Source organism: Botrimarina sp., from assembly GCF_040219535.1.
Classification (GTDB): domain Bacteria; phylum Planctomycetota; class Planctomycetia; order Pirellulales; family Lacipirellulaceae; genus Botrimarina.
Genome location: NZ_JAVJSH010000020.1, coordinates 666631 through 690451 on the forward strand (window position 1 = coordinate 666631; position 23821 = coordinate 690451).

Annotated in this window: 17 protein-coding genes; 6 read left to right on the forward strand and 11 right to left on the reverse strand. The window is 69.5% G+C overall.

What is annotated here, in order from left to right:
• Positions 1-39: 39 nt before the first annotated feature.
• Together RIC11_RS13070 and RIC11_RS13075 are read right to left on the reverse strand one after the other, a co-directional pair.
• Positions 40-954 (reverse strand): ABC transporter permease, encoded by a 915-nt coding sequence (locus RIC11_RS13070; protein ID WP_350211934.1) that lies wholly within the window; start codon positions 952-954, stop codon positions 40-42.
• Positions 951-2942: a peptide ABC transporter substrate-binding protein gene (locus RIC11_RS13075; protein WP_350211936.1), complete on the reverse strand. Its 1992-nt coding sequence runs from the start codon at positions 2940-2942 to the stop codon at positions 951-953. Before RIC11_RS13075 ends, RIC11_RS13070 begins: the two co-directional genes overlap by 4 nt.
• Before the next feature lie 159 nt (positions 2943-3101).
• Here RIC11_RS13075 and RIC11_RS13080 point away from each other — a divergent pair, with 159 nt between their 5' ends.
• Positions 3102-3596, forward strand: a complete 495-nt coding sequence (locus tag RIC11_RS13080; protein WP_350211938.1) for a TrmH family RNA methyltransferase — start codon at positions 3102-3104, stop codon at positions 3594-3596.
• Between the two features lie 95 nt (positions 3597-3691).
• On the opposite strand, the gene RIC11_RS13085 is transcribed toward RIC11_RS13080, so the two are convergent.
• The 4 genes from RIC11_RS13085 to RIC11_RS13100 form a co-directional block, all read right to left on the reverse strand.
• On the reverse strand, positions 3692-5041 hold the full coding sequence (locus RIC11_RS13085) for a Gfo/Idh/MocA family protein (protein ID WP_350212050.1): 1350 nt from the start codon (positions 5039-5041) through the stop codon (positions 3692-3694).
• A gap of 118 nt (positions 5042-5159) precedes the next feature.
• Positions 5160-6434, reverse strand: coding sequence for a tRNA (N(6)-L-threonylcarbamoyladenosine(37)-C(2))-methylthiotransferase MtaB (gene mtaB, locus RIC11_RS13090; RefSeq protein ID WP_350211940.1), 1275 nt, complete (start codon positions 6432-6434; stop codon positions 5160-5162).
• Positions 6435-6484: 50 nt separating this feature from the next.
• Complete coding sequence (locus tag RIC11_RS13095; protein WP_350211942.1) at positions 6485-6844, reverse strand: four helix bundle protein; 360 nt, start codon at positions 6842-6844, stop codon at positions 6485-6487.
• A gap of 24 nt (positions 6845-6868) precedes the next feature.
• Positions 6869-7228 carry an ATP-dependent Clp protease adaptor ClpS gene (locus tag RIC11_RS13100; RefSeq protein ID WP_350211944.1) on the reverse strand — a complete coding sequence of 120 codons (360 nt, stop codon included), beginning with the start codon at positions 7226-7228 and terminating at the stop codon, positions 6869-6871.
• A gap of 105 nt (positions 7229-7333) precedes the next feature.
• Here RIC11_RS13100 and RIC11_RS13105 point away from each other — a divergent pair, with 105 nt between their 5' ends.
• From RIC11_RS13105 to RIC11_RS13115, 3 genes are all read left to right on the forward strand, one after another.
• Positions 7334-8734 carry a dipeptidase gene (locus tag RIC11_RS13105; RefSeq protein ID WP_350211945.1) on the forward strand — a complete coding sequence of 467 codons (1401 nt, stop codon included), beginning with the start codon at positions 7334-7336 and terminating at the stop codon, positions 8732-8734.
• 45 nt (positions 8735-8779) lie between these two features.
• Positions 8780-10096 (forward strand): serine--tRNA ligase, encoded by a 1317-nt coding sequence (gene serS / locus RIC11_RS13110; RefSeq protein WP_350211947.1) that lies wholly within the window; start codon positions 8780-8782, stop codon positions 10094-10096.
• A 475-nt stretch (positions 10097-10571) separates the two neighbouring features.
• On the forward strand, positions 10572-11111 hold the full coding sequence (locus RIC11_RS13115) for a keratin-like protein (RefSeq protein ID WP_350211949.1): 540 nt from the start codon (positions 10572-10574) through the stop codon (positions 11109-11111).
• A gap of 110 nt (positions 11112-11221) precedes the next feature.
• Here the strand turns inward: RIC11_RS13115 and RIC11_RS13120 are convergent, their stop codons facing one another.
• Positions 11222-11974 carry a DedA family protein gene (locus RIC11_RS13120; RefSeq protein ID WP_350211951.1) on the reverse strand — a complete coding sequence of 251 codons (753 nt, stop codon included), beginning with the start codon at positions 11972-11974 and terminating at the stop codon, positions 11222-11224.
• 204 nt (positions 11975-12178) lie between these two features.
• The gene (locus RIC11_RS13125) at positions 12179-13267 is read right to left on the reverse strand and encodes an FAD:protein FMN transferase (protein WP_350211953.1); all 1089 of its coding nucleotides are present in this window, start codon (positions 13265-13267) and stop codon (positions 12179-12181) included.
• Between the two features lie 97 nt (positions 13268-13364).
• Here RIC11_RS13125 and RIC11_RS13130 point away from each other — a divergent pair, with 97 nt between their 5' ends.
• Positions 13365-14708, forward strand: coding sequence for a phosphohexomutase domain-containing protein (locus tag RIC11_RS13130; protein WP_350211955.1), 1344 nt, complete (start codon positions 13365-13367; stop codon positions 14706-14708).
• Between the two features lie 125 nt (positions 14709-14833).
• Positions 14834-17272 carry an MMPL family transporter gene (locus tag RIC11_RS13135; RefSeq protein WP_350211957.1) on the forward strand — a complete coding sequence of 813 codons (2439 nt, stop codon included), beginning with the start codon at positions 14834-14836 and terminating at the stop codon, positions 17270-17272.
• A gap of 96 nt (positions 17273-17368) precedes the next feature.
• Here the strand turns inward: RIC11_RS13135 and RIC11_RS13140 are convergent, their stop codons facing one another.
• From RIC11_RS13140 to RIC11_RS13150, 3 genes are all read right to left on the reverse strand, one after another.
• Complete coding sequence (locus RIC11_RS13140; protein WP_350211959.1) at positions 17369-17998, reverse strand: SlyX family protein; 630 nt, start codon at positions 17996-17998, stop codon at positions 17369-17371.
• A 209-nt stretch (positions 17999-18207) separates the two neighbouring features.
• Positions 18208-21420: a secretin GspD/PilQ domain-containing protein gene (locus tag RIC11_RS13145; protein ID WP_350211961.1), complete on the reverse strand. Its 3213-nt coding sequence runs from the start codon at positions 21418-21420 to the stop codon at positions 18208-18210.
• A gap of 318 nt (positions 21421-21738) precedes the next feature.
• Positions 21739-23772: a hypothetical protein gene (locus RIC11_RS13150; RefSeq protein ID WP_350211963.1), complete on the reverse strand. Its 2034-nt coding sequence runs from the start codon at positions 23770-23772 to the stop codon at positions 21739-21741.
• Positions 23773-23821: the final 49 nt, after the last annotated feature.

Below are 23821 nucleotides of genomic sequence, written 5' to 3' on the forward strand. Positions count from 1 at the left end.
ACTTATTCCGCATTCCGACTTCCGACTTCCGCATTCGGTTCATCTCCACTCCACGCGCGGGTCGAGCACGCCGTACAGCAGGTCGACGATCAGGTTCATCGTGTAGAGGAGCGTCGTGTAGAGCAGCACGAGGCCCATCGCGATGGGGTAGTCCTTGTCGATCGCCGCCTGCACGAAGTGCCAGCCGAGGCCGGGGATCGCGAAAATGTTCTCGATCACCGGGGAGCCGGTGAGGATGCCGGCCACGGCCGGTCCGAGGAACGACACCACGGGCAGCAGCGCGGTCGGCAACGCGTGCTTGGCGACCACGGTGAAGGGGGAGAGGCCCTTCGCGCGGGCGGTGCGGATGTGGTCTTGTCCGAGCACGTCGAGCATGCCGGTCCGCGCGATCCGCGCGACGTAGGCCGCGTACGGCGCGCCCAGGCACAGCGCGGGGAGCACGAGCTGCTCGAGCGAGCCCCATCCGGCGGCGGGGAGCCAGCCGAGCGTGAACACGAACAGGATGATCGCGAAGCCGGCCACGACGAAGTTCGGCAGCGCGATCCCGACCGTGGCGATCGCCATCAGCCCCACGTCGGCCACGCCGCCGCGGAACACGGCGGACACCACGCCGGCCACGAGGCCCACGGAGAACGCGATCGCCAGCGCGAGCAACCCCAGCGCGGCGGAGACCGGCAGGCCCTCGGCCACGAGGCGGTTGACCGTGTAGTCCTTCTTCATCGACGAGCCGAGTTCGCCGCTGGCCATCTGCCTGAGCTTCAGCCAGTACTGCTGGCTCAGGGGCAGGTCGAGGTTGTACTCCTTGCGGATGTTGGCCTCGATCTCCGGCTCCAGAGCGCGCTCGGAGTCGTACGGCCCGCCGGGCACGGAGCGCATCAGGAAGAACGAGACCGTGAACACCACCCACAGCGTCACGAGCATCCAGCACAGCCGCCGCACGAGGAACGCGGTCAACGCTCGTCCTCCTCGGCCGGCAAGCTCGGCGGGGTGAGGGCCTCGGCGGCCGCTTCGCTCGGCGTGTCGGCCGCTTGGGGGCGGAGCACGATCGGGCGGATTGGTTTGCTCGACATGAAGTCGTTAAGCCGCGGCCGGCCGCGGTCGATCGACAGGCTCCAGAGCGGGTGCCGGTCCTCGAGGTTGTTGTGCCAGCCGTACACGTACGGCGCGACCATGCTGCGCGACACGTAGTAGTAGATCGGCATGACCGGCAACTCGGTCATCAGGATCCGCTCGGCCCCGGCGAGCAGCTCGAGCCGCTTGGCCGGGTCCGACTCGAACTTCGCGTCGCGGATCAGGCGGTCGTACTCCGGGTCGCCCCAGCCGGTGTTGTTGTTCTCGCCGCCGGTGACGAACATATCGAGGAACGTGTTCGGGTCGAGGTAGTCGCCGATCCACGCGCGGCGGACCACATCGAAATTGAGCTGGCGGGTGCTCGCCAGGTAGGTGCTCCACTCCTCGTTGCGCGTGGCCACGTCGATCCCCAGGCCGCGGCGCCACTGCTTGCGGATCAGCTCGGCGATCGTCTGGTGCTGCTGCTCGTAGTTGTACAGGATCTCGATCTTCGGGAACCCCACGCCCCCGGGGTAGCCCGCTTCGGCCAGCAGCTGGCGGGCGCGGTCGAGGTCCATCCCCGCGCACTCGGGCGCCTCGTAGTCGGGCAGCCCCGGCGGGGTGAGCGAGCGCGCGGGCAGCTCGCCCGCGCAGGCCGTGGTGACGATCTCTTGCCGGTCGAGGGCCAGCACCAATGCGCGGCGCACCCGCGGGTCGTCGAACGGCGCGCGGGTCGTGTTGAAGTTGTAGAAGTAGGTGCCGAACTGCGCGTCGGGGTTGAAGTCCTCTCGCGGCGGGGTCTGCTCGAACAGCTCGCGAGCGATCAGCGGGGTGACCTTCGTGATCCAGTCGACCTCGCCGGTCTCGTAGAGGTTGAACGAGGTCGTGAGCGACTGCACCGCGAGCGCGTCGATCGTCTCCAGCGCGACGTTGTCGCGGTTCCAGTAGTGGGGGTTCTTGCGGAGCCGGATGCGGTCGCGGATCCGCCGGAACTGGAGCATGTACGGACCGTTGGTGACGATGTTGCCCGCCTTGATCCACGCGCCGGGGCCGTGGGTCTCGACGCACTCGCGCTTCACCGGAGCGAGCGGGTAGAAGCCCAGCAGGTTGAGCCAGTAGGGGGTGGGGGCTTCGAGCTCGGTCTGCACCGTGTAGTCGTCCAGCGCGCGGAAGCCGACCTGGTCGAACGCGAGCGTGAGCTGCTTGGCGGGCGACGCGTCGGGGAACGGCCCTTCGCCGACCCGGAAGCGGCGCCGCTCGCCGTCGATCTCGACGAGGAACGTGCGTAGCTCCGTGTAGCGGGCGGGGTCCTCCAACTCCTGCTCGGTCGCGCCGGGCAGGGTCTCGACCGCAACCAGTTCGCCCCGCAGCAGCTCGCCGCGGGCGAAGGGGAGGGCGCCGGGGGGCAGCTCGTAGAGCTCGACCTCGACCGGGTCGCCCGGCCGCACCCCCCGCGCGGCGCGGCTGAAGCGGCGGGCGTTTTTGATGTACCAGGCTTGGTACGCGTACTCGGCGAGGGTCTGCGGGTCGAGGAACCGCCGCATGCTGTAAACGAAGTCCTCGGCCGTGACGGGCGAGCCGTCGCTCCACTTGGCGTCGCGCCGCAGGTGGAACGTGTAGGTCTTGCCGTCGTCGGAGACCTCCCACTCTTTGGCCACGCCGGGGATCGGCTTGCGGTCCTTCGGGTCGAGCCGCACGAGCCCCTCGTAGAGCTCGTCGATGATCCGCCCTTCGGGCTGGCCCGTGACGACGGCCGGGTCGAGCGACTCGACCTCGGTGTCGTTGTTGAACGTGAAGTCGGCCGGGGGGAGCTGCCCCTGCCGCACGATCACGATCACGCCGGCGGCGAGGCCGGCTAGGATCACAAAGGCGGTCAGCAGGCGGGGCGGCATGCGGTGCAGCTTAAGATTCGAACCGCCGCGACGCCAGGAGAGGCCTGCGGCCTGAGGGTTGAGCTTGAGGCTTGAGGCTTGAGGCTTGAGCGGTGAGGCTTGCGACCGTGGTTCCCCCCATTCTTCCTCAAGCCTGCAGCCTCACGCCTCAAAGCCTCCATGCACCACGTGCGACACCGCCCGCCGCGAGAGCTCGCCCGGCCCCGGGAGCTGGTCGTGGTGTGCGCGCCGCTGCGGTCGAGCGTGAACTTGTCTCGGATCGCCAGGGCGGCCGGCTGCTGCGGGGTGACGCGCCTGATCGCGACGGGCCGGCCGATGAAGCTCGACCCAGAGATCGCGCGCGACGCCGTCGAAGCGATCCGCCTGGAGAACCGCCGCTCGCTCGGTCCGGTCTTAAAGAGCCTCCGCAGCGACGGCTACCGCTTGGTCGCGCTGGAGCAAACGACCGACTCGGTGGACATCCACACGTACGCGTTCCCGCGCCGGGCGGCGCTGGTGGTCGGCAACGAGCGAACCGGCCTCACCGACGAGGACCTCGCCCACGTGGACGACGCGGTCGAGATCCCCGTGTGGGGCCCGCCGCACAGCTACAACGCGGCCACGGCCACCTGCATGGCGCTGTACGAGTACTGCCGGCAATGGCCGGACGGATGAAGCAAGCGATCAGAGTTCAGCGGTCAGCCTTTGTCGGACTGGCGGCTGATCGCTGAGGGCTGATCGCTGACGGCTGACCGCTGATCGCTCGGTGCTCACGCTCCCTCGATCTCGTAGCCCTCGCGGTACGGGCGGGAGAGCATGGAGTTGGCTTGGTCGTCGCCGGTGATCTGCTCGGACTCGGCGTCCCACTGCAGCGGGCGGCCGAGCCGCGCCGCGATGCCCGCCAGGTGGCAGATGTTGAGCATTTCGACGTGGGAATGCACGTCGGAGATCGGCTCTTTGCCCTCGCGGGAGCAGTAGAGGAAGTTGGCCCAGTGGGCCTTGCGCTCGTCGTGCTCCACGGGCAGGCCTTTGTAGACCTTGCTGATCGCGTCGTCGGGCAGCGGGTTCTCGACGAGCTGTTCGACGGGCTCGCCGGTCAAGCGGCCGCGGTTGACGAAGATCTTCCCCTTGTCGCCCTCGATGAGCACGCCGTTGTCGGTGTCGTGCCGGATCACCAGTTGGGTGTCGCCCGGGTACTTCACGGTGAAGTGGAACGTGGTCGCGGTGTTGTACTGATCGTGCCGGGTGGGCTCGCCATCGCGGAACTCGACGGGGTGCTCGGCCGTGCCATCGATCGAGAGGGGCCCGTCGGTCTGTCCGTTGAGCCGCAACGCCCAGTTGCAGATGTCCACGTGGTGCGCGCCCCAGTCGGTTAGCTTGCCGCCGGAGTACTCGTACCACCAGCGGAACTCGTAGTGGCAGTTGGTGAATGCGCGGCCGTCCTCTCTGGAGAGGACGCGGTAGTCGGCCTCGGGGGCGGGGCCGAGCCAGCGGTCCCAGTCGAGCTCGCTCGGCGGAGCGGCCACCGGGATCACGGGGCTGCTCGGCCCGCCGCCGATGGCGGCTTGCACGCTGTGGATCTTCCCCAGGCGGCCCTCGGCGACGATCGCCATCGCCTTGACGAACAGGTCGAACTGGCTGCGCTGCTGCGTGCCGACCTGCACGATGGCGCCGGTCTCCTTCTGCACCTGGCGGATCAGCTTGCCCTCGTCGATCGTGAGGGTGAGCGGCTTCTCGCAGTAGATGTCCTTGCCGGCGCGCATCGCCTCGACGAGGGGCTTGGTGTGCCAGTGGTCGGGCGTGGCGATGTGGAGGACCTTGATGTCGTCGCGGTCGAGGATCGCGCGGTAGTCCGCGTGCAGGCTCGCCTTGCCGTCGGCCAGGTTCTGGTTGAACGACTCCAGGTGGCCGCGGTCCGGGTCGGCGATCGCGACCACGTTGAGCCATTCCTTAGCGGTGGCGATGTTGCCCCCGCCCATGCTCCCGGCGCCGATCACGCCGATGTTGGTCTTGTCGGCGGCGAGCTCTTGGCCGAGCGACTTGGGAGTCCAGAAGAAGTACGGCGCGGCGAGGGCGCCGCCGGTCGCGGCGGCCGATTTCAGCAGGTCGCGGCGGTTCATGCTGGTGTCTGGCACAGCGGTCTGTCCGAGGAGAGGAGGAGCGGCTTGGGAGGAGGTTGGCCATCGTAGTGTACTTGCCTGGTCCCCGGGTCGCGACGAGTGGCCGGCGGTCAGGCGATCAGGCGATCAGCCGGCCCGCCGCGACGCGTACGGGCGTGGCGTCGACGAACCGGCCGGCCTCGCCGCCGACGACGGCGAGTTCGACCGGCGCGTAGCGGCACGACGAGCCGGCCACCCGCCCGTCGGCCAACCGCGACTCGACCAGCACTCGGAGCGGCGAACCGACGAGCGACTCGTAGTACGCGTCGCGCAGCTCGGCCTCGACCTCGGCGAGCCGGTGGATCCGCTCTTTCTTGACCTGCTTGTCGACCTGATCGGGCATGTCCCAGGCGGGCGTGCCGCGGCGGCGGCTGAAGGGGAAGCCGTGGATCTTCGAGAAGCCGGCCGCGCGGCACGTGGCGAGGGTCTCTTCGAATTCTGCTTCGGTCTCGCCGGGGAAGCCGACGATCACGTCGGTGGTGATAGCGGGGCGGTCGAGCCGCTCGCGGAGCAGGCCGCAGCGGTCGACAAAACGCTGCGACCCCCACCGCCGCCGCATCCGACGCAGCACGCTGTCCGACCCGCTCTGCATGCTGATGTGCAGGTGCGGGCAGACCCGGTCCGGGTGGTCGGCCATCACGTCGATCAGCTCGCGCGTGACCTCGGTCGCCTCGATCGAAGAGAGCCGCACGCGCCAGTCTCCCGACGGGCCGGCCGGCAGCTCCGCCAATCGGCGGACCAGGTGGGAGAGCCGGACCCAGCTCTCTTTGTCGCGCGGGCGCTGGCGATTCCAGTCCACGCCGTAGTGGCCCAGGTGGATGCCGGTCAGCACGACTTCGCGGTAACCGTTTTCGGTCAAGCGGCGGACCTCCTGGACGACCTCGTCCATCGGCCGGCTGGCGAGGTTCGGCCGCACGTGGGGGATCACGCAGAAGCTGCAACGCAGCAGGCAGCCGTCCTGGACCTTGACGTACGCGCGGCTCCGCGACCCGAGGCCCGACACGCCGAGCGGCACGTCGGTCACGCCGAAGCGGCCGAGCAGGTCGGGCAGCTCACGCTTGTCGGTAACGACCTCGGTCACGCCGGGCAACGCACGGACTTCGTCTGGCGCGCGGGTCGCGTAGCAGCCCATCACGACGATCTTCGCCGAGGGGTTCTCGCGGGCGAAGCGGCGGATGACCTGGCGGCTCTTGGAGTCGCCCTCGGCGGTCACGGTGCACGTGTTGACCACGCAAAGGTCGGCCGCTTCGCCCTCGGCCGCGTCCGCCCAGCCGATCGACGCGAGCCCCTCGCGCACGTACTGGGTCTCGTACTGGTTGACCTTGCAGCCGAGGGTGTGCGTTTTGAGTTTCACGGCGAAAGGGGAATGCGGAAAGTGGAAATTGGAAAGAGCGAGGTTACGGGTCAGCTAGGCGGTGACCTCAGTTTACGGATGGACGCCACGGTGATTCGAATTAGCTCGTCAGTCTCGGCCCGCAATGGCTCCAAGCGTTGAGCGTCGATGATCTGAGCATCGGCTAGCAGTTCCAGCCACAGCAGAGACTCATCCAGCTCTTGCTCGACGATGCCGAGTTTCGACCGCACCTCGGCGCGGCTGCGTCCGCGCGACGCCTCTCGGTAATTCGCCGCCACGCTCGTGCCGCTACGAAGCAACTGCTTGCCGATTACGCTCGCCTCACCCGTGTTCGGCAAGGCCTGGAAGAGTCGAACAACACGCAACGCGTACTGTTTGGTCCGCTCACGCGAGTCGTCGTCCTTCCGCATTCCCCTTTCGCCTTTCCCCTTTCTTCAGTCTGCCGACTCGATCGTTGCGGTCATCGAGCCGGCGCAGCCCTCGATCAGCTCGTCCTTGCCGTAGGCGTGGATCTGGTCGCGTTTGAGTTCGGCGTGTTCCTTGGTCGTGGTGAGAACCACCACGCGGCCCTCGGCGTCGACCTTCTTCGCTAGCTGGAAGCCCTTCTCTAGCGGGTGGCCGAAGAGCTCCTTGAGCATCAGGATCACGTACTCGTAGGAGTGGTCGTCGTCGTTCCAGAGGATCACGTGCCAGCGGGGCACCTCGCGGCGCTTCTTTTCCTTCTTGGGGCGCCGCTTAGGGCGGACGATTGTCACGGTTCCGTCGGACGGGCCTTCTTGCTGCGGGTCATCCATGGCGCCTCCGTGGGAACAAGCCAGCGGGTCGAGGCGGTAGTGGCCGCCTGTCTGCAGCAGTATATTGCGGCGTTTAGCCCACGGCCAATGCGACCACCCCCCCCGATGACGCCCCCGCCCAACGCCGCCGACCCGACGACCGCCGACCGCCGCGCGGCGCACGAGGCCGCGCTCTTCGAGCTGCTGCGGATCCCGAGCGTCAGCGCCGACTCGCGGCACAAGGCCGACGTCGAGCGGGCCGCCGACTGGGTCCAGTCGCGACTGGGGGGCATGGGCCTGGCCGTCGACCGCCTGCCCACGCCCGGCGCGCCGATCCTGTACGCGGAGTCGCCGCCGGTCGCCGGGGCGCCGGTCGCGCTCGTCTACGGCCACTACGACGTGCAGCCCCCCGACCCCCTCGACGAGTGGCAGAGCCCGCCCTTCGAGCCCACCGTGCGCGACGGCAACGTGTACGCCCGCGGCGCGACCGACGACAAGGGCCAGATGCTGACGCACGTGCTGGGCGTCGAGACGCTGCTCGCCAGCGGCGGGCCGCTCCCCTTGCAGGTGAAGTTCCTCATCGAGGGGGAAGAGGAGGTCGGCAGCGAGCACCTCGAAGCGGCCGTGGCCCGGCACAAAGACCGCCTGGCGTGCGACGTGGTCGTCGTCAGCGACAGCTCGCAGTTCGCGCCGGGCGTGCCGGCGGTGACCTACGGCCTGCGCGGCATCGCGTACTACGAGTTGCTCGTCGAAGGCCCCAAGCAAGACCTGCACTCCGGCACGTTCGGCGGCGGTGTGACGAACCCGGCGAACGTGCTCGCGAAGCTGCTGGCGGCCTTGGTGGACGATTCGGGGCGCATCCGGGTCCCCGGCTTCTACGACGACGTGCGTCCGCTCTCGGAGCGCGAGCGCGACGAGTTCTCACGGCTGCCGTTCGACGAGGCGCGGTTCAAGAAGCAGTTGGGCGTCGAGGGCCTGTCGGGCGAGGAGGGCTACTCCACGCTCGAGCGCCGCTGGGCGCGGCCCACGTGCGACATCAACGGCCTCTGGAGCGGCTACCAAGGGGAGGGCGCCAAGACCGTTCTGCCCGCGCGGGCCGGCGCAAAGGTGAGCTTCCGCCTCGTGCCCGACCAGGACCCGAAGAAGGTGACCGCCGGGCTCCGGGAACTGCTCGACCCCCTCGTGCCCCCCGGCGCGAGGCTCACCATCAAGCCGCACCACGGCGCGCCGGGCGTGGTGTTCCCGCTCGACAGCCCGTACATGGAGGCCGCCGCGTCGGCCATCGAGCAGGGCTTCGGCGCCCGGCCCGTGTTCATCCGCGAGGGGGGCTCGATCCCGATCGTGAACACCTTCGCCCGCGAACTACGGGCCGACGTGCTGCTGCTCGGCTGGGGCCTCGACGACGACAACACCCACAGCCCGAACGAGAAGTTCAACCTCGGCGACTTCCACCGGGGAGTCCAGGCGAGCGCCGCCCTTTGGGCGTCGCTCGCGAAAGGCGAAAGCGGACAGGGGAAAGGCGAGTAGCCGAACCCTTCCCCTTTCCGCGTTCCACTTTCCGCTTTCTCTGCAATGCTCGACAAACGCTTCGTTCTGGATAACGCCGAACTGGTTCAAAAGAACTGCGCCGACCGTGGCGTGAAGGCCGACCTGGCGCGGTTCGTCGTGCTGGAGACCCAGCGGCGGGCGCTGCTGCAAGAGGCCGAAGAGCTCAACCGCCAAGCGAACGCCGTCAGCAAGACAATCGGCAAAGCCCAGGACGACGCCGAGCGCGAGGCCCGCAAAGAGGAAGGCCGCCGCCTACGCGAGGAGAAGGACGCCAAGCAGTCGGAGGTCGACCGCGTCGGCGCCGAGGCCGACCGGATCCTCCGCTCGCTGCCCAACCTGACCCACCCCGAGTCGCCGCGCGGCGGCGAGGCCGCCAGCCGCGAGCTCCGCCGCGGAGAGATCGCGCCGCCCAAGTTCAACTTCCCGGTGCTCGACCACCTGGAGCTGGCCGAGCAGCACCAACTGGTCGACTTCGACGCGGGCGGCCGCGTGTCGGGGCACGGGTTCTATTTCTTGAAGAACGAAGGCGTGCTGCTCGAGATGGCTCTGCAGCGGTACGCGATCGACCTGCTGATGCGCGAGGGCTTCACACCGATGATCACACCCGACCTCGCGCGGGGCGAGGTCGTGCAGGGGGTCGGGTTCATCCCCCGCGGCCCCGAGACCCAGATCTACAGCATCGAGAACCACGACTTGAACCTCGTGGCGACCGCCGAGATCACCCTGGGCGGCCTCCACGCGGGCCAGGTGCTCGACGAGGCCGACCTGCCGATCAAGCTCTGCGGTGTGAGCCACTGCTTCCGCACCGAGGCGGGGGCCGCCGGCCGCGCGAGCCGCGGCCTGTACCGCGTGCACCAGTTCACGAAGGTCGAGATGTTCGCCTTCACGACGCCCGACCAGAGCGAGGACATGCTCAACATGTTCCTCGATCTGGAGTGCGAGATCTTCAACGGCCTGGGCCTGCCGTTCCGGGTGCTCGACATCGCGTCGGGCGACCTGGGTGGCCCGGCGTACCGCAAGTTCGACCTCGAGGCCTGGATGCCCGGCCGCGGTGAGCACGGCGAGTGGGGCGAGGTCACCAGCACCAGCAACTGCACCGACTACCAGGCCCGCCGCCTGGACGTGCGCTACAAGAAGCCCGGCGAGAAGGGCACTCATTACGTCCACACGCTCAACGGCACCGCGGTCGCTTGCAGCCGGGCGATGATCGCGATCCTCGAGAACTGCCAGCAAGCGGACGGCTCCGTGATCGTCCCCGAGGTGCTGGTCCCGTACGTGGGCAAGACCCGCATCGGCGCCGCCGGCGACGAGAGCGATCAGGCGCTGCCGGCCCGGCAGTAGCGGCGGCGTCGAGTTTGAGGAACGGGACGCGTGGAGCGGCGCGCCAGAAGGGAGCCCCAGGCCGTCAGGCCGGGGAGCTAGAGCGCCGGCTGAACTTTCACTCACTCCCCCGGCCCGATCGGGCTCCCTGCGTATCGGCGGTCCGGGTGATGGTTACGGATTCTCGGCGCGCGCTTTCTCGGCGTGCGCTTTCTCGCGGCGGGCTGTGGCCGGGTGGGGGCCGATAGGACCGGCAAAACCGGTACGGTCGCCGCGACGGGCGGGAAAGCTGGGGTATTTGCGTCGGCGGGCGAAAGGAGTCCGGTCGGGTCGTCGATACCGAGGACTGAATCGACCGAGCGACGATCGCTGCTCACCGCGGCGCTGGTTGCTCCGGCGCCGGGCATTGGCTGCGGCCAAGCGGGCGTCGGCCGCCGGCGTGTCGGTCGAACAGAGCGTGCATCCCCCTCCCCCCGTTTTGCGAAGGAGTCTCTCAATGAATCTGCGTCTGACCGCGGCAGCCTTGTGTATGGGCGCCGCCCTCGTTTCCGGTGGCGCCTCGAGCGCCAACGCTTTCGGCTTCGGCCTGCTTGGCGGCCACGGCTGCGGCAGCTGCTGCGAGCCGGTTTGCTGCGAGCCGGCCTGCTGCGCTCCCGAGCCCAGCTGCTGCGTTGCCGAGCCCTCGTGCTGCGACCCGTGCGGCGGCCACCGTGGCTGCGGCCTGTTCGGCGGCCTGAAGGGCCTGTTCAAGCGTCACAGCTGCTGCGCGGTGGACTGCTGCGAGCCGAGCTGCTGCGTCGAAGAGCCCGCTTGCTGTGCGCCGGAGCCCTCGTGCTGCGCGCCGGAGCCGAGCTGCTGCGTTGCTGAGCCCTCGTGCTGCGAGCCGGCTTGCTGCGACCCGTGCTGCGAGCCGCGTCGTGGTTGCCGCTTGTTCGACGGCCTGAAGGGCCTGTTCAAGCGTCGCCACAGCTGCTGCGCGGTTGAGTGCTGCGAGCCGACCTGCGGCGTGGTCGAGCCGAGCTGCGGCTGCCACTGAGAAGTGTCCGCGGCCTGCCGACACCAAGGCGGTCCGCGAGAGTAGAAGAACGCCAAACCGCCGCCGGGTCCCGCCCGGCGGCGGTTTTTTTATGGTCGCGTGGCGAGCGGTCACATGGCCACGTCGGTGGGCTCGTCCGACTTGGAGGTCGGCGAGCCGTTGCTCGTCGGCGTGAGCGGGTCGCCGGCCTCAGCGTGCTCCGATTCGGGTCCGCCAACCCGGTTGCGGTGCGCCTCTTCGGCGTCGTGCGCCGCGAGGTCGTCCAACGCGGCTGCGACGTTCGTGGTGTGCTTCTTGTAGAGGAAGTACAGGCCGACCCCCATGAGACCCAGGATCACGACCGCGGTGGCGACCTCTTCGGCCTTGCCCACGAGTTCGGCGATGCCCCGGCCGAAGCGGTACGCGAGGCCGAACACGACGCCGACGACCAGCGTGGCGCTGATGAGGTCCCACAACAAGAAACGCAGGTAGGGCACCTTGGCCGCGCCGGCCGCGTAGTAAACGGGCCCCCGCACGCCGACGAGGAAGCGGGTCAGCAAGAGGACTTTGAAGCCGTGCGCGCGGACCGCGTGCTCGAACTTCTCTTCCTTCTCGGCGTCGATGAAGCGCTCGACGAAAGGGTGCTTCGTGAGCCAGCCGTGCCCGAAGTGGCGCCCGATCGCGTACATGATCGAGTCGCCGAGCACCGCGCCGGTCAGGCACGAGATGAACGCGAGCCACGGCTGCAACGCGCCCTGGCTGCTGAGCCATCCCGCCATGACCAGCGGCACTTCCTCCGGGATCGGGATGCCGCAACCGCACATCGCCAAGAAGAGGACGATGCCAAGGTATCCCAGGTGATGATCAACGAAGAACTGGAGCACGTCGCCAACTGCGTTTCTTCTGGTCGGGCGCGTCGATCGCGGCGAGCGACCCTCGTGAGCTCCGTACAACGGCTGCTCCCCCCGTGTGGCGGGGGATGCGCTGCGACCGGGTCGGCATTGTAGCCCCCAACGGTCTACGCCAGTAGCGAGGGGCCGCTCGCAGGCGGAGGAGTCAAATGGCACTTGCCGGCGGCTCTCGGTCGCTCAGCCCCCGACCCTCACGATGCGCGCGTCGCCGTCGTCGATGCCGACCATCAGCGCCGTCGCGCCGGGCCGCCGCCGACACAGCCGCCGCGTCCCCTCGACGCCCAGCACGTACGCGGCGGTCGAAAGGGCGTCGGCCTCGGCGGCCGTGGGGGCTACGACCGACGCCGACCAGAGCCCCTCGGCGGGCTGCCCCGTCCGTGGGTCGATCACGTGGCCGTAGCGGCGTCCCTCGTGCTCGAAGAACTGCGTGCCGGCGCCGCTGGTGCTGAGGGCCTGGTCCTCGAGCGTGAGCACGTCGAGGCGTTGGGAAGGGTCGACCGGGTTGGGGATACCCGCGAGCCAACCGTTGATACCCGCGACCAAGTTCCGCCCGCGGCCCAGCAGCGTGCTCCGGCCGCCGTGCATCATCCAGTCGGTCACGCCGCGTCCGGCCAGCAGCTCGCCGGCCCGGTCGAGCGCGTAGCCCTTGCCGATGCTGTTCACGTTGATCTCGAGCCCCGGCAGCTCGAACCGCACGGCCCGCCGCACCGGGTCGAGCCGCACGTGGTTCCAGCCCACCAGCCCTCGGGCGGCGTCGATCTCGCTCGGCGAAGGGAGCCGGCCCTCGCGGCGGTGGAACCCCCACACGCGCGACAGCGGCCCACCGGTGGGATCGAAAGCCCCTTCGGTGTCGCGGTGGAGCCGGTCGCAGGTTTCGAGCAACGCGAACAGCCGCGGCTCGACCTCGACCCAATCTTCCGCGGCGCGGCGGTTGAGCGCGATCAGTTCGCTCTGGTCGCGGTAGATAGTCAGTTGATCCTCGAGCCGCTCGACCAAGTCCATCGCGGCCATGCCGGCCGCGGTGTCGTTCTGATCGCGCGAAACGCACAGCCGCAGAGCGAAGTCGCACGCCATCGCGCGCCGCGTGAGCGTCAGCACGCGCCACGCGGCGCGGGCCGTTTCGGGCGACTGGCCGCCGGCGAGCCGCGCGGCCGGGGTCGGGTCGCCAAGCACCGCGTCGACGGCCGACTCGATCGCGCCGGCCGCCTCGGACAGGGCGGCCTTGCCTCGGAGGAAATCTCGGCGGCTGTGGTGCAGATCGGCCATGCCCCTACTATACGCGCCCTCGAGTAGAGCCGCTCCCGCCCTCGCGGTAGAACTGTCGCCGGCTGGCCCCCTCACCCCAATCCCCTGATCTTGCGAAATGGCCGAACCGATTATCAGCGTTTCGGGCCTGCGTGGCGTGGTTGGTCACACGCTCACACCCGACACGGCCGTTCGCTACCTGGCGGCGTTCGCGGCGACCCTGCCCGAGGGGAAGGTGCTCATCACACGCGACGGCCGCGCCACCGGGCCGATGCTCGCCGACGCGGCCCGAGCGGCGATTGCCGCTGTGGGGCGCACGCCGGTCGACGCCGGGGTGGCCGCCACGCCGACGGCCGGCGTGCTGGTTCGGAGCGAGGGCTGCGTCGGCGGCGTGCAGGTGTCCGCTAGCCACAACCCGGCCGAGTACAACGGGCTGAAACTCTTCGGCGACGATGGCCGGATCATCCCCGCCCCCCGCGGCGAGGAGGTCAAGCGGCGATACCTGGCCGGCGAGACCCGCTACGCGGCCCACGGCCAGGTAAAGCTGGCCGAGACCCTCGCCGACACGACCAGCGAGCACCTCCGCCGGGTCGAGGCGATCGTCGAGCCCCGCCGCATCCGCGACCGGCGATTCCGCGTACTGCTCGACGCCAACCATGGCTCGGGCGCTGTGCTGGGCCGTCCGCTGCTGGAGCGGTTGGGATGCGAGTTGACGGTCCTCGGCGGCGCCCCCGATGGCCGGTTCTCCCACACGCCCGAGCCGACCGAGGCGAACTTGGCCGAGGTCGCTCGTCAGGCGGCTGGTGGCGGGTTCGACGCGGTCTTCTGCCAGGACCCCGACGCGGACCGCCTGGCGATCATCGACGGCGATGGCCGCTACCTGGGCGAGGAGCTGACGCTCGCCCTCTGCGTCGACCACCAACTCCGCCAACAGCCGGGGCCGGTGGTCTCTAACTGCTCGAGCAGCCGGGTCACCGAGGACTTGGCCAGCCGCTACGGGGCGCCGTTCTATCGGTCGGCCGTCGGCGAAGCTAACGTCGTCGACGCGATGCAGGCGGCCGGGGCGGTGCTCGGCGGTGAGGGGGCGGGCGGGGTCATCCATCCTGCCGTCGGCTGGGTCCGCGACAGCTTCGTTGGCATGGCGATGGTGCTCGACGCGATGGCCGCCCGCAGTTGCTCGCTGGCCGACCTGGCCGACGAGCTGCCCCGTTACTCGATCCACAAGACAAAGGCGCCGCTCGAACCAGAGCGGTTGGCTGTGTCTCTCGACCGGCTCGAAACTCATTTCTCTGATGCTGCGGCGAGCCGGCCCGACGGGCTGCGGCTCGATTGGGAGGACGAACGCAAATGGCTGTTGGTGAGGGCCAGCAACACCGAACCGATCGTGCGGCTGATCGCCGAGGCGCCCGACGCAGCGGCGGCTCGCCGCATCTGCGACGAGGCTGCCGCGTTGCTTTCGTGAGCAAATCGTAATCGCGGCGCGGCTTGGCATCCGCGCTGCGTAGCGATAGCTTTCGTAAATGAACTCGGACGCGTCCGACCCCGCCCCGGGGGGGCGCCTTTCTTCGGTTTGGACGCCTCGCCACTATGCTCGCCGAGCGGTTCGCTAGTCTGATCAACCGCCGGTGGCTGTGGCTGCTTGTCGGCTGGGTGCTGCTGGCGGGCGGGTTGAAGCTCGTCGCCCCGTCGTGGGACGAGATCGCCAAGGACGGCGACCTGGAGTACCTGCCGGCGGAGGTCCCGAGCCTCCGCGGCGAGCGGCTTCTGCAAGAGGCCTTCCCGAACGAGAAGGCCCACAGCCAGATCGTGGTCGTGCTGTCGCGCGACGGCGAGCAGCTCAGCCCCGAAGACCGGCGGTTCGGGATCAGGATCGCCGAGGCGTTTCGCCAAGACCAGACGCTGCCGCTGGTCGACGTGTGGGACGAGACAACCAAGGTTGTCGGCGACATGCTCCTGGCCGACGACGGTCGGGCGTCGCTGGTCGTGGCGCGCCTGACGGCCGGCCTGATGGACGTGGGCAACGTGGCGCTGCTGCGCCGGACCGAGGAGATCCTTAATCAGTTGCGGGACGCGCGGCCCGAAGGCCTCGAGGTCGGGCTCACCGGCTCGGCGATGATCGGGGGCGACCTGCGTGCGTCGATCGCCGAGAGCCTGGCGAACACCGAAACCACAACCGTGTTGCTGGTCCTCGGCTGCCTGGTGGCGATCTACCGCGCGCCGGTGCTGGTCCTCATCCCGCTCGCCACGATCGCCCTGTCGATGTCGGTCGCCACCGACGCGGTCGCCTTGCTGGCCCAGAACTTCGGCCCCGAGGCCTTCGAGTGGTCCGATTTCAAGATCTTCACGACCACGAAGATTTTCGTGATCGTGATCCTGTTCGGCGCGGGGACCGATTACTGCCTGTTCCTCATTGCGAGGTACAAGGAGGAGCTAGCCGGCGGCGTGCCCAGGGCCGAGGCGGCCGGCCGTTCGCTCGCCAATGTCGGCGAGGCCCTCGCCGGCAGCGCCCTGACGACCATCCTCGGCCTGGCGACGATGGCCTTCGCCCAGTACGGCAAGTTCGTCAGCAGCGGCCCGATCGTGGCGGTCTGCTTGTTCGTCGCGCTGATGGCGTGCGTCACGTTCGCGCCGGCGTTGCTGCGGGCGCTGGGGCCGATCGTCTTCTGGCCGTTCGGCCGCAGGTTGTTCGAGGGCGCCGGCGACGACCCCAGCCGAGACGACGAAGACCGGCTCTGGAGCTGGGTCGCGGACTGGGTGATGCGACGGCCCGCGACGATCCTCATGCTGTCCGTGTGGCTCGCCGTGCCGCTGGTCTGGGTTGGTCTCCGCGTGGCGGTCACGCACGACATCATGGCCGACTTGGCCCCGGACCGCGTGTCTGTCAAAGGCGCCGAGACCGTTCGGGAATACTTCCCCCAAGGGACGATCGCGCCGATGACGGTCGTCGCGAGGCTCTCGGACACGGTCTTCGAAGCGGGGGGCGACGACGGCGGGGGGCTCGATCTGACGTCCGACGACGGCCGCTTCGCGATCGCGCCGCTGCACTCGATGCTGTACGAGCTGCCGCCCGTCGCCGACGTGCGGAGCCTCTACCTGCCCACCGGCGGCGACCCACGCGACCGCAAGTTCCTCGGCGGCGGCGCCATCCGCGACCTGGCCGCCGCCGGCAGCCCCTTGTCCAAGGACGCGTTCGTGTCGAACGAGGCGCCGCAGGCGGGGCGCGTGACTCAGCTGTCGGTGGTGCTGGCCGACAACCCCTTCAGCCGCGTCGCCCGCGAGAAGATCCCCGAGATCGAGGCCGCCCTGGCCCGCTTCGCCCAGCAAGAAACTCTCGACGGCGAGCCGAACCCCTGGCGCAACGCGCGGTTCGAGGTCGTCGGCGTCACGCCCGGCATGCGCGACCTGGAGGTCGTCACCAACAGCGACCGCACGCGGATCCAGGTGCTCACCGTCAGCGCGGTCTTCCTGGTGCTGGTGGTGATCCTCCGCCGACCGATCGCTTGCGCGTACCTGATCGTGACGGTGCTCGTGAGCTATTGGGTCACGCTGGGCGCGACGGACTTGTTCTTCGCGTGGCTCTACGGCGACACCTACCGCGGCCTCGACTGGAAGGTGCCCGTCTTCTTGTTCGTGATCCTGATCGCGGTTGGCCAGGACTACAACATCTACCTCGTGACGCGGGTCTTCGAGGAGCAGAAGCGGCTGGGGCTCCGCCGCGGGTTGCGGCACGCGATCATTCAGACCGGCGGCATCATCACCAGCTGCGGCGTGATCATGGCCGGCACGTTCATCTCGATGGCGACCGGCACGCTGCGCGGCATGATCGAGCTGGGCTTCGCGCTGGCGCTCGGCGTGCTGCTCGACACGTTCTTCGTCCGCACGGTCGTCGTGCCGAGCTACTTTGCGCTGCTCGCTCGCCGGGAGAAGGGCGACCCGCCCACCGACCCGCAAGACGGCGCCGCCTCGCAACCGGGGCCCCACGGGAAGCAGTCGTCCACCTCGGCGTCGGTCGCGGCCGCGAGCTGAGTCGGCTGCGCCGCAGCGGGCCGGCCCCGATCGCGGCCCACCCTTTCTCGGCTCACCTTTCGCGGTTCACCCGTTCGCGGTTCACCCCTTCGCGATTCAGTAGTGCGGCGGCCGCTCGTCCGGCAGGTCCTCGGCGCCTTGCTCCGCGTCGGCCAGCCGCCGCACGACCGGCTCGATCGTCTTGACCCGCCGGGCAGCGGCGTCCAGGTCGTCGCGGGTGGCGGTCAGCACTTCGTTCAGTTCGTTGACGAGGTGCTGCTGGTGGGTGATCACCTCTTCGAGCCGCACGACCTCTTCGGAGAGTGACGGGCCATCGCCCGCGGGGGATCGGCGGCCCGTCGCAAGCGCCGCGACGGCGATCGCGACCCAGCCGGCGATGAGCCCCGCGCCGCCGATCGGCACGACCGCCCCGAGCCACCGCCACTCCTCGCCCGCGACCGAAAGCGCGTAGAGGCAACCGCTGAACACCGCCGCGCCGCCCGTCAACAAGCCGCCCGCGGCGGTCCAGTAGCGGCCGCCGGGCGCGGCGAGGCCGATCGCCAGTAGGGCGGCGGCCGTGCTGAGTTGGTAGCGGGCGCCGGTCTGCAGATTGTCTAGCCGCTTGGCGGCTTCCTCGGCCGTGTAACCCAGGTCGCCCGCGAACCCGACGAACCCGTGCGCGGCGAACGCCCCCAACCCGATAGCCAAGGCGCCGTACACGCCGGCGATGATCAGGAACGAACGCATGGGTGGCCGAAGGCGGAAGGCGGAACGTCTGGCGCCAAGCCACTGTAGCACAACCGCCCTAACACGAGCCACGAGCCACGAGCCACCGGCCCCGACCCCCGACCCCCGAGCCACTGACCACTGACCATCGGCCACCGGCACAAAAAAAGGCCGCCGGCGAGCAACTCACCGGCGGCCATTCGGATTCTTGGCGAAGAGCAACAGTCGCGTCAGCCGCCCGCGAGGCCCTGGCGCGCTTCCTCCTCTTCCTGGATGATGATCCGCGGCGTGACCATCAGCATCAGGCTGTCGGTCTCGCGGCCGATGCCGACGTTGCGGAACAAGCGGTTGATGTAAGGCAGCTTGGAGAGCAGCGGCACGCCGAACTCCCGGCGTCCTTCGCTCAGCCGCTTGATGCCGCCCAGCAGCACGGTGCCGCCGTCGGGCACGCTGACGGTGGTCGACACGCTGATCTGCTGGAACGTCGGTTGCTGGACGGTGGTGCCGGCGATCGTCCGCTGCTGGTTCTGCGAACCGGAGGCCGACTCGTTGGTGCCGTCGTCGTCCGAGTCGGTCGCGTCCGAGCTGCTGGAGGTCGTGGTCGTCGTCGAGCCGTCGAAGGTGAAGGTCTCGACCTGGCCGATCTCGCTGAAGAACGGGATGACCGTCATCCGCACGTAGCGACGGTCTTCGGAGACCACCGCCTGGATCGAGGTGAACGTCCCCTCGGACAGCACCACGATCACCGGCTGCTGCGCGGCGGCGAACTCGCCCACCACGGGGATCACGCTCAGCACGAACGGCCGCTGCGACTGGTCCGCGACGAACGCCTGCTGGCCGTTGAACAGCGTGACCTTCGGGGCGTTGAGCACGTTGGTGCGGCTGTCGCCCTGGGCGGCGTTGATGAGGAAGTAGGCCTCGATGTCGCTCAGGATGGCGAAGCCGAACGTGGCCGCCGAGTCCGGGCTGAACCCGCCGAACTGCGGCTGCGCGACCGGGAAGCTACCCTGCCGGAAGGGCAGGTCGAGGTCCGCGGTCACGGTCGCCAAGCTGCCGGCGATCGGCGCCTCGACGCCGACCGTTGCGCCGCGTCGCGTGCGGGCGATGCCGTCCGGCGAGTTGACGACCTCCTGCTGGAAGGAGCCGGCCACGGCCGCGGGCGCGCCCGTCTGCACGAGCTCGTCGGTGCCGAGGATGTTGTCGTTGATGTTCATGTCGAAGTCGATGCCGATCCGCTCGAAGAAGTTGTCGTTGAGCTGGATGAAGCGGACCTCGATCGTCACCTGCAGGTCTTGCAGGCGGCGGAGTTGCTCGAGCAGGTCGGCGATCTCCTCGTGGACGCTCTGGGTCTGGCTGATGACCAGGCTGAGGTTCGTCGGGAAGGGCCGGATCTCGGCCGTGCCGCCGCCGTTCTCGGCCCACGTGTCCGACGCGATGGTCGACGTGATCAGCTCGATCAGCGAGTCGAAGTCGGCCGCCGCGGCGCCGCCCGGGCCGGCCGGGTTGGTGTTGAGGACGCCGCCGCCGAGCTGGCCGCTCGGGCTGAAGTTCTGCGCGAGCACGTTCGGGTTGGCCGACGGGTCGCCCATGCCGGGCTTCGCCCCGGCCAGCCCCATCGCGCCCGGCGCCGCACCGCCCCACGTGCTGTTGCTGGCGACCGCGAGCGCGTCGTTGATCAGGCCCTGCATGCCCGTGTTGCTGCTGGGCACGAAGTTCGGGATGGGGATGACCAGGTCGGCCACGTAGTAGACCTTCTCGTAGACGTCGCCGTCGCGGAGCGAGCTGCTGGTGATCTTGAGCACCTCGTCCTTGACCACGTGGCCGAGGTTGAGGTCGTCGAGGATCAGGTTCAGCGCGCTCTCGAGCGAGATGTCCGCCGGGATGTTGATCGTGACCGGCGTGTCGCTCGACACGCCTTCCTGGCTGAGGCCGCGCGCGTCGAGGTAGATCGGCACGTCGGCCATACGCGACAGGCCCTCCATCACCTCGGCGAGCGGCCGGTCGGTGTAGCTCACACGGACCGGGGTCTTGAGCTTCTGCTGGATCTCCACCTCACGCGGGCTCATCCGGCCACGGCCGGAGCCCAGGCCCGGCCGGTCCTTGATCTGGTCCCAGTCCTTTCCGTAGACGAGGTTCCTGTCGTCGCCGACCAGCGGGATCGCCGAGGTCTCGATGTTGTATCGCATGTTCCACAACGCTTCGTCTTTCTCGTCGAGCATCTCGTCGTTCAGCAGGTTGCGGCGCGCGAACTTCGAGTACTGCCAGAGCTGCTGAACCGTCGGGTCGTCCGGAGCGAGCTCCTTCAGCCGCTTCGCGACCACCTCGGCCTCGGCCACCCGCCGCTCGTCCATCAGGTCGTTGAACCGCTCGATGTCTTCGGAGATCTTCGACCGCGTGCGGGCCTCGACCGCGTTCTCCCGGTCGATCTCGGCCAGGACCGCCGCGTTCTGCTCGTCGAGCTCGATCTGCGCGCGGTTGTCTTCGATGTAGCGCTTCGTCTCGCTGATGGAGCGGTCCACGCGTCGCACCAGTTGGTCGCGGTAGTCCTTCGCCACGCCCGACGCGGTGATCTCGGCCTTGGTCTTCTCGAGCATCTCGAGCGCCTCGCGGGGCGCCGACTCGCGGAGCTCGCGGGAGTCGACCTGGGCGCGGCCCACGGCGGCCGCCAGCTGTCGGGCCAGCACCTGCTGGTCCGCGTCGGCCGCGTCGATCATCGACGCGTCGATCGCCCGGTCGGGCGCGGCCGAGTCGCCGCCGGCGAGCATCCGCAGGTGGTCGTCTAAGCGGCGGGCCGCCCCGGCGTCGAGGCCGGCCCGGTTGCGGTCGGCGGCGCGGAACCGCTCGAGCGCGCCGTCCAGGTCGCCGTCGCGGAGCTTCTGCTCGCCCTCGGACAGCAGCACGAGCGCGGGCACGCTCCGAGCCGGTTCGACGCGCTCGGCGGGCAGCGGCAGCTGCGCGACCCGTGTCGGCTGGCCGCCGACCGCCGGGCCAACCAGCGCCGCGGCCGGTTGCACGGCGCCGCGGCCGCCGTCACTCAGGTGCAGGGCCTGGCTCGCCATCGCGGCTTGCCCGGCCGGCGAGGCGCCGCCGGCGGTGACCACCGCCGGGTCGAGCCGGTACCGGGCCGCTTGCAGCTGCAGGGCGAGCTTCGAGGGGGTGTCTTCGTTCTCGGCGAACGCGGTCTCGGGCACGCCGAGCTGGCTCGCTTGCGCGGCGAGCCGCTCCGCGCGGGTCGTGTCGCCCTCGGCCAGCGCGGCCCGGGCGGCGGAAAGCAGCTGCGACACGGCCGCCTTGGCCGGGGTCGCACTCTCGATCGGCGCGGCGCCCGGCTTGGGCAAAGCGCGGGGCGCGCTGGGCTCGCTGGCGTTCTGTCCGTAGGCGGCGCCCGTCGCGAAGGCCCCGAGGGCCACAGCGAGGGTCAGCAACTTCCGTGTCGCGTTCAACTCAACTCTCCTTGTTGCGTTGGATAGCTTTTCGGGCGGCCGCGGGCGCGAGGTCGGCGCGCCGCCCAAGGCCTTCCTGGCTGGCGGGCGCGTCCGGTCGTCGGTTCGCGTCGGTGTTCTCGTTCGCGTTGTTAATCCGGCTCCCCAACAGCCCGGCGGGCCATGTGGGCGCGGGGCGGGTCGGGGAGACGAGCGGCGGGTGATTAGCCCATCCGGCGGGGGCGGTCAACGCCGATCCCAAAGAAAAAAGGCTCCGCCCTCGCCAATCGGGCGGGAGCGGAGCTGTGTGTCGGCTCGTGGAGAGGTTTTTCGCCGGTGCTATCGCCGGCCGCCGAACTCGCCGCCGCCGAATTCGCCACCGCCGTACTCTCCGCCGCCGTACTCTCCGCCGTAGCCCCCGCCGCCGTAACCGCCGCCGAAATTGCCCTGGTTGGTTTCGGAGTAGGCGTCGCGGTGCCGCTGGATGGCCTCGGCGTCGTCGAGCGAGTTGTGCGTGATCAGCTTGCCCGACGCGTCCATCAACAGCACCGACACCGGCTCGGTGTGGTCACCCGGCAGTTCTTTGCCCCCGCGGAAGTCGCACAGGGTGAGGTCGGTGCGGAACTGGAAGTCGTCGTGCTGGACGATCCAGCGGCCGTCGGAGCTGAGCACCTCGGCGTCGGCGGTCAGGTTCATCACGCTGCCGAGGAAGAAGCTCTCTTCGGTGGCGGCTTTGATCGCGCGCCGCGACTCGTCGAGCTTGTAGGTCTGCACGAGCAGGTCGACCGTCCCCTCGCCGCTGCGGGCGCTGGCGGGCTTGGCGCCGATGACGAACACGTCGCCGGCCATAGGCACGCTGACCACGCTGGTCGGTTCGCTCCACTCGGTCTTGCGGTACTCCCGTTGGCTCGTGCTGAGGTCCTTGCGGCGGTCGATCACCTCGCGCGCCAGCGCGCTATCGGGCACGTTGTGGTTCGGGTCGCGGAGCACCAGCCGCACGCGGTACACGTACTGGCGGCCGGGCTGCACGTTGAAGTCGAAGATCCGGATCATCTTGAAGGGGATGTCGGGGTCGTACCCCTCGCCGAAGGCCATGGCGCCGCCGCCGCCGCCGTACTCGCCGCCGCCGAACTCGCCGCCGCCGTAGCCCCCGCCAGGGCCGCCGTAGCCGCCGTACTCGCCGCCGCCGAATTCGCCGCCGCCGTAGCCCCCGCCGCCAAAGCGGCCGCCGCGCCCGCCGGCGGCGTCGCCGACGACGATCTCTCCCTCGGGGGTTTCTTCGGTCGCTTCTTGTTGGGGGTTGCGTTGGGCCTTCCGCTCGGCGAGGTCGGTCTCGGCCTGCAGCGGCGCGTCCGAGTGGACGACCTCCGCGGGTTTCCAGGCCTGGCCGACCAGCGGCGGGAGCGGCATCGTCAGCACGCGGTGGCCGTAGCGGCTATCGACGAGCTGCTCGGGCCACGGGATCCACTTCTGGAACGCCCGCTGAAGCGTTGCGCTGGCGTCGAGCACCGCGCGGCCTTCCCCGCGTACCGCGTCGCCGAAGCGGACGGTTTCCCACTTCAGTTCGGCGTCGTCGTCGCCGGTGACCTCGGCACGCTCGGCTTGTAGGGCGATGTAGTCGGGGTAGTCGGCGCCCGGGTCGTAGCCCTTTGCCTCCTCAAGCGTTTGCTGGAAGATCGCGAACTGCTCCTTGCTGGGCGCCTTGGCGACGACGCACGCGACGCTCATCGCCTTGAAAAGCTCGTCGCCTTGGGTCGGCACGCCGGCCGGGCGGGTCATGCCCGGCGCGGGGCGGCGTTTGCGGCCTTGCTCGTCGACGAGCTCCTGGCCGGGCATCTCGCCGCCGGGCCCGCCACGGCCGCCGCCGAACAGCTCGCCCCCCTCTTTGCGCTGCTGCTCGAGCTCTTTCGCGCGGCGCTGCTCTTCGCGTTGCCGCTCGCGTTCGCGTTCCCGCAAGGTCTCCTCGTCGACGAACGCGAAGATGCCGGTGAGGGCCGTCGCCTCGAGGTCCTGCGGCGGGAGCAGCTTCGGGTCGGTCCGGTCGATCACCGGCGGCACCGCTGGGCGGCTCAACCCGCGTTTGTCGGCCGACGCGTACGCGCCCGCGGGCAGGTCGGCCAGGTTGCCCGAGTCGATCGGGCGGAACTCTTTCTTGTTTTCTTCGGGCGCCGACGCCCAGCTCGCACGCTTGTAGGCTTCTTCCGTGTTGGAGACCAGCTGTGTCAGGTCCCCCGGGGAGTCTTCCATGCCCTCGACGCCCATCGAGGCCCAAACGAGGTAGGCCGCCGCGAGCGCCACCACGGCGATCACGACCTTCTCGACGTGCGCCAGTGCGAGGCTCTTGATGCCGCCGCCTTTGTGATTGCCAGCCATGGTCCTACGCCCTGTGCTAGGGAGAGCAGAGATTTTGTGCGATTGTCGC

Coding starts and splice junctions, on each gene's coding strand:
- RIC11_RS13075 (WP_350211936.1), bottom strand. CDS start 2,942: ATGCCGCCCCGCCTGCTGACCGCCTTTGTGATCCTAGCCGGCCTCGCC.
- RIC11_RS13080 (WP_350211938.1), top strand. CDS start 3,102: ATGCACCACGTGCGACACCGCCCGCCGCGAGAGCTCGCCCGGCCCCGG.
- RIC11_RS13085 (WP_350212050.1), bottom strand. CDS start 5,041: ATGAACCGCCGCGACCTGCTGAAATCGGCCGCCGCGACCGGCGGCGCC.
- RIC11_RS13095 (WP_350211942.1), bottom strand. CDS start 6,844: ATGCGGAAGGACGACGACTCGCGTGAGCGGACCAAACAGTACGCGTTG.
- RIC11_RS13100 (WP_350211944.1), bottom strand. CDS start 7,228: ATGGATGACCCGCAGCAAGAAGGCCCGTCCGACGGAACCGTGACAATC.
- RIC11_RS13105 (WP_350211945.1), top strand. CDS start 7,334: ATGACGCCCCCGCCCAACGCCGCCGACCCGACGACCGCCGACCGCCGC.
- serS (WP_350211947.1), top strand. CDS start 8,780: ATGCTCGACAAACGCTTCGTTCTGGATAACGCCGAACTGGTTCAAAAG.
- RIC11_RS13115 (WP_350211949.1), top strand. CDS start 10,572: ATGAATCTGCGTCTGACCGCGGCAGCCTTGTGTATGGGCGCCGCCCTC.
- RIC11_RS13125 (WP_350211953.1), bottom strand. CDS start 13,267: ATGGCCGATCTGCACCACAGCCGCCGAGATTTCCTCCGAGGCAAGGCC.
- RIC11_RS13130 (WP_350211955.1), top strand. CDS start 13,365: ATGGCCGAACCGATTATCAGCGTTTCGGGCCTGCGTGGCGTGGTTGGT.
- RIC11_RS13135 (WP_350211957.1), top strand. CDS start 14,834: ATGCTCGCCGAGCGGTTCGCTAGTCTGATCAACCGCCGGTGGCTGTGG.
- RIC11_RS13140 (WP_350211959.1), bottom strand. CDS start 17,998: ATGCGTTCGTTCCTGATCATCGCCGGCGTGTACGGCGCCTTGGCTATC.
- RIC11_RS13150 (WP_350211963.1), bottom strand. CDS start 23,772: ATGGCTGGCAATCACAAAGGCGGCGGCATCAAGAGCCTCGCACTGGCG.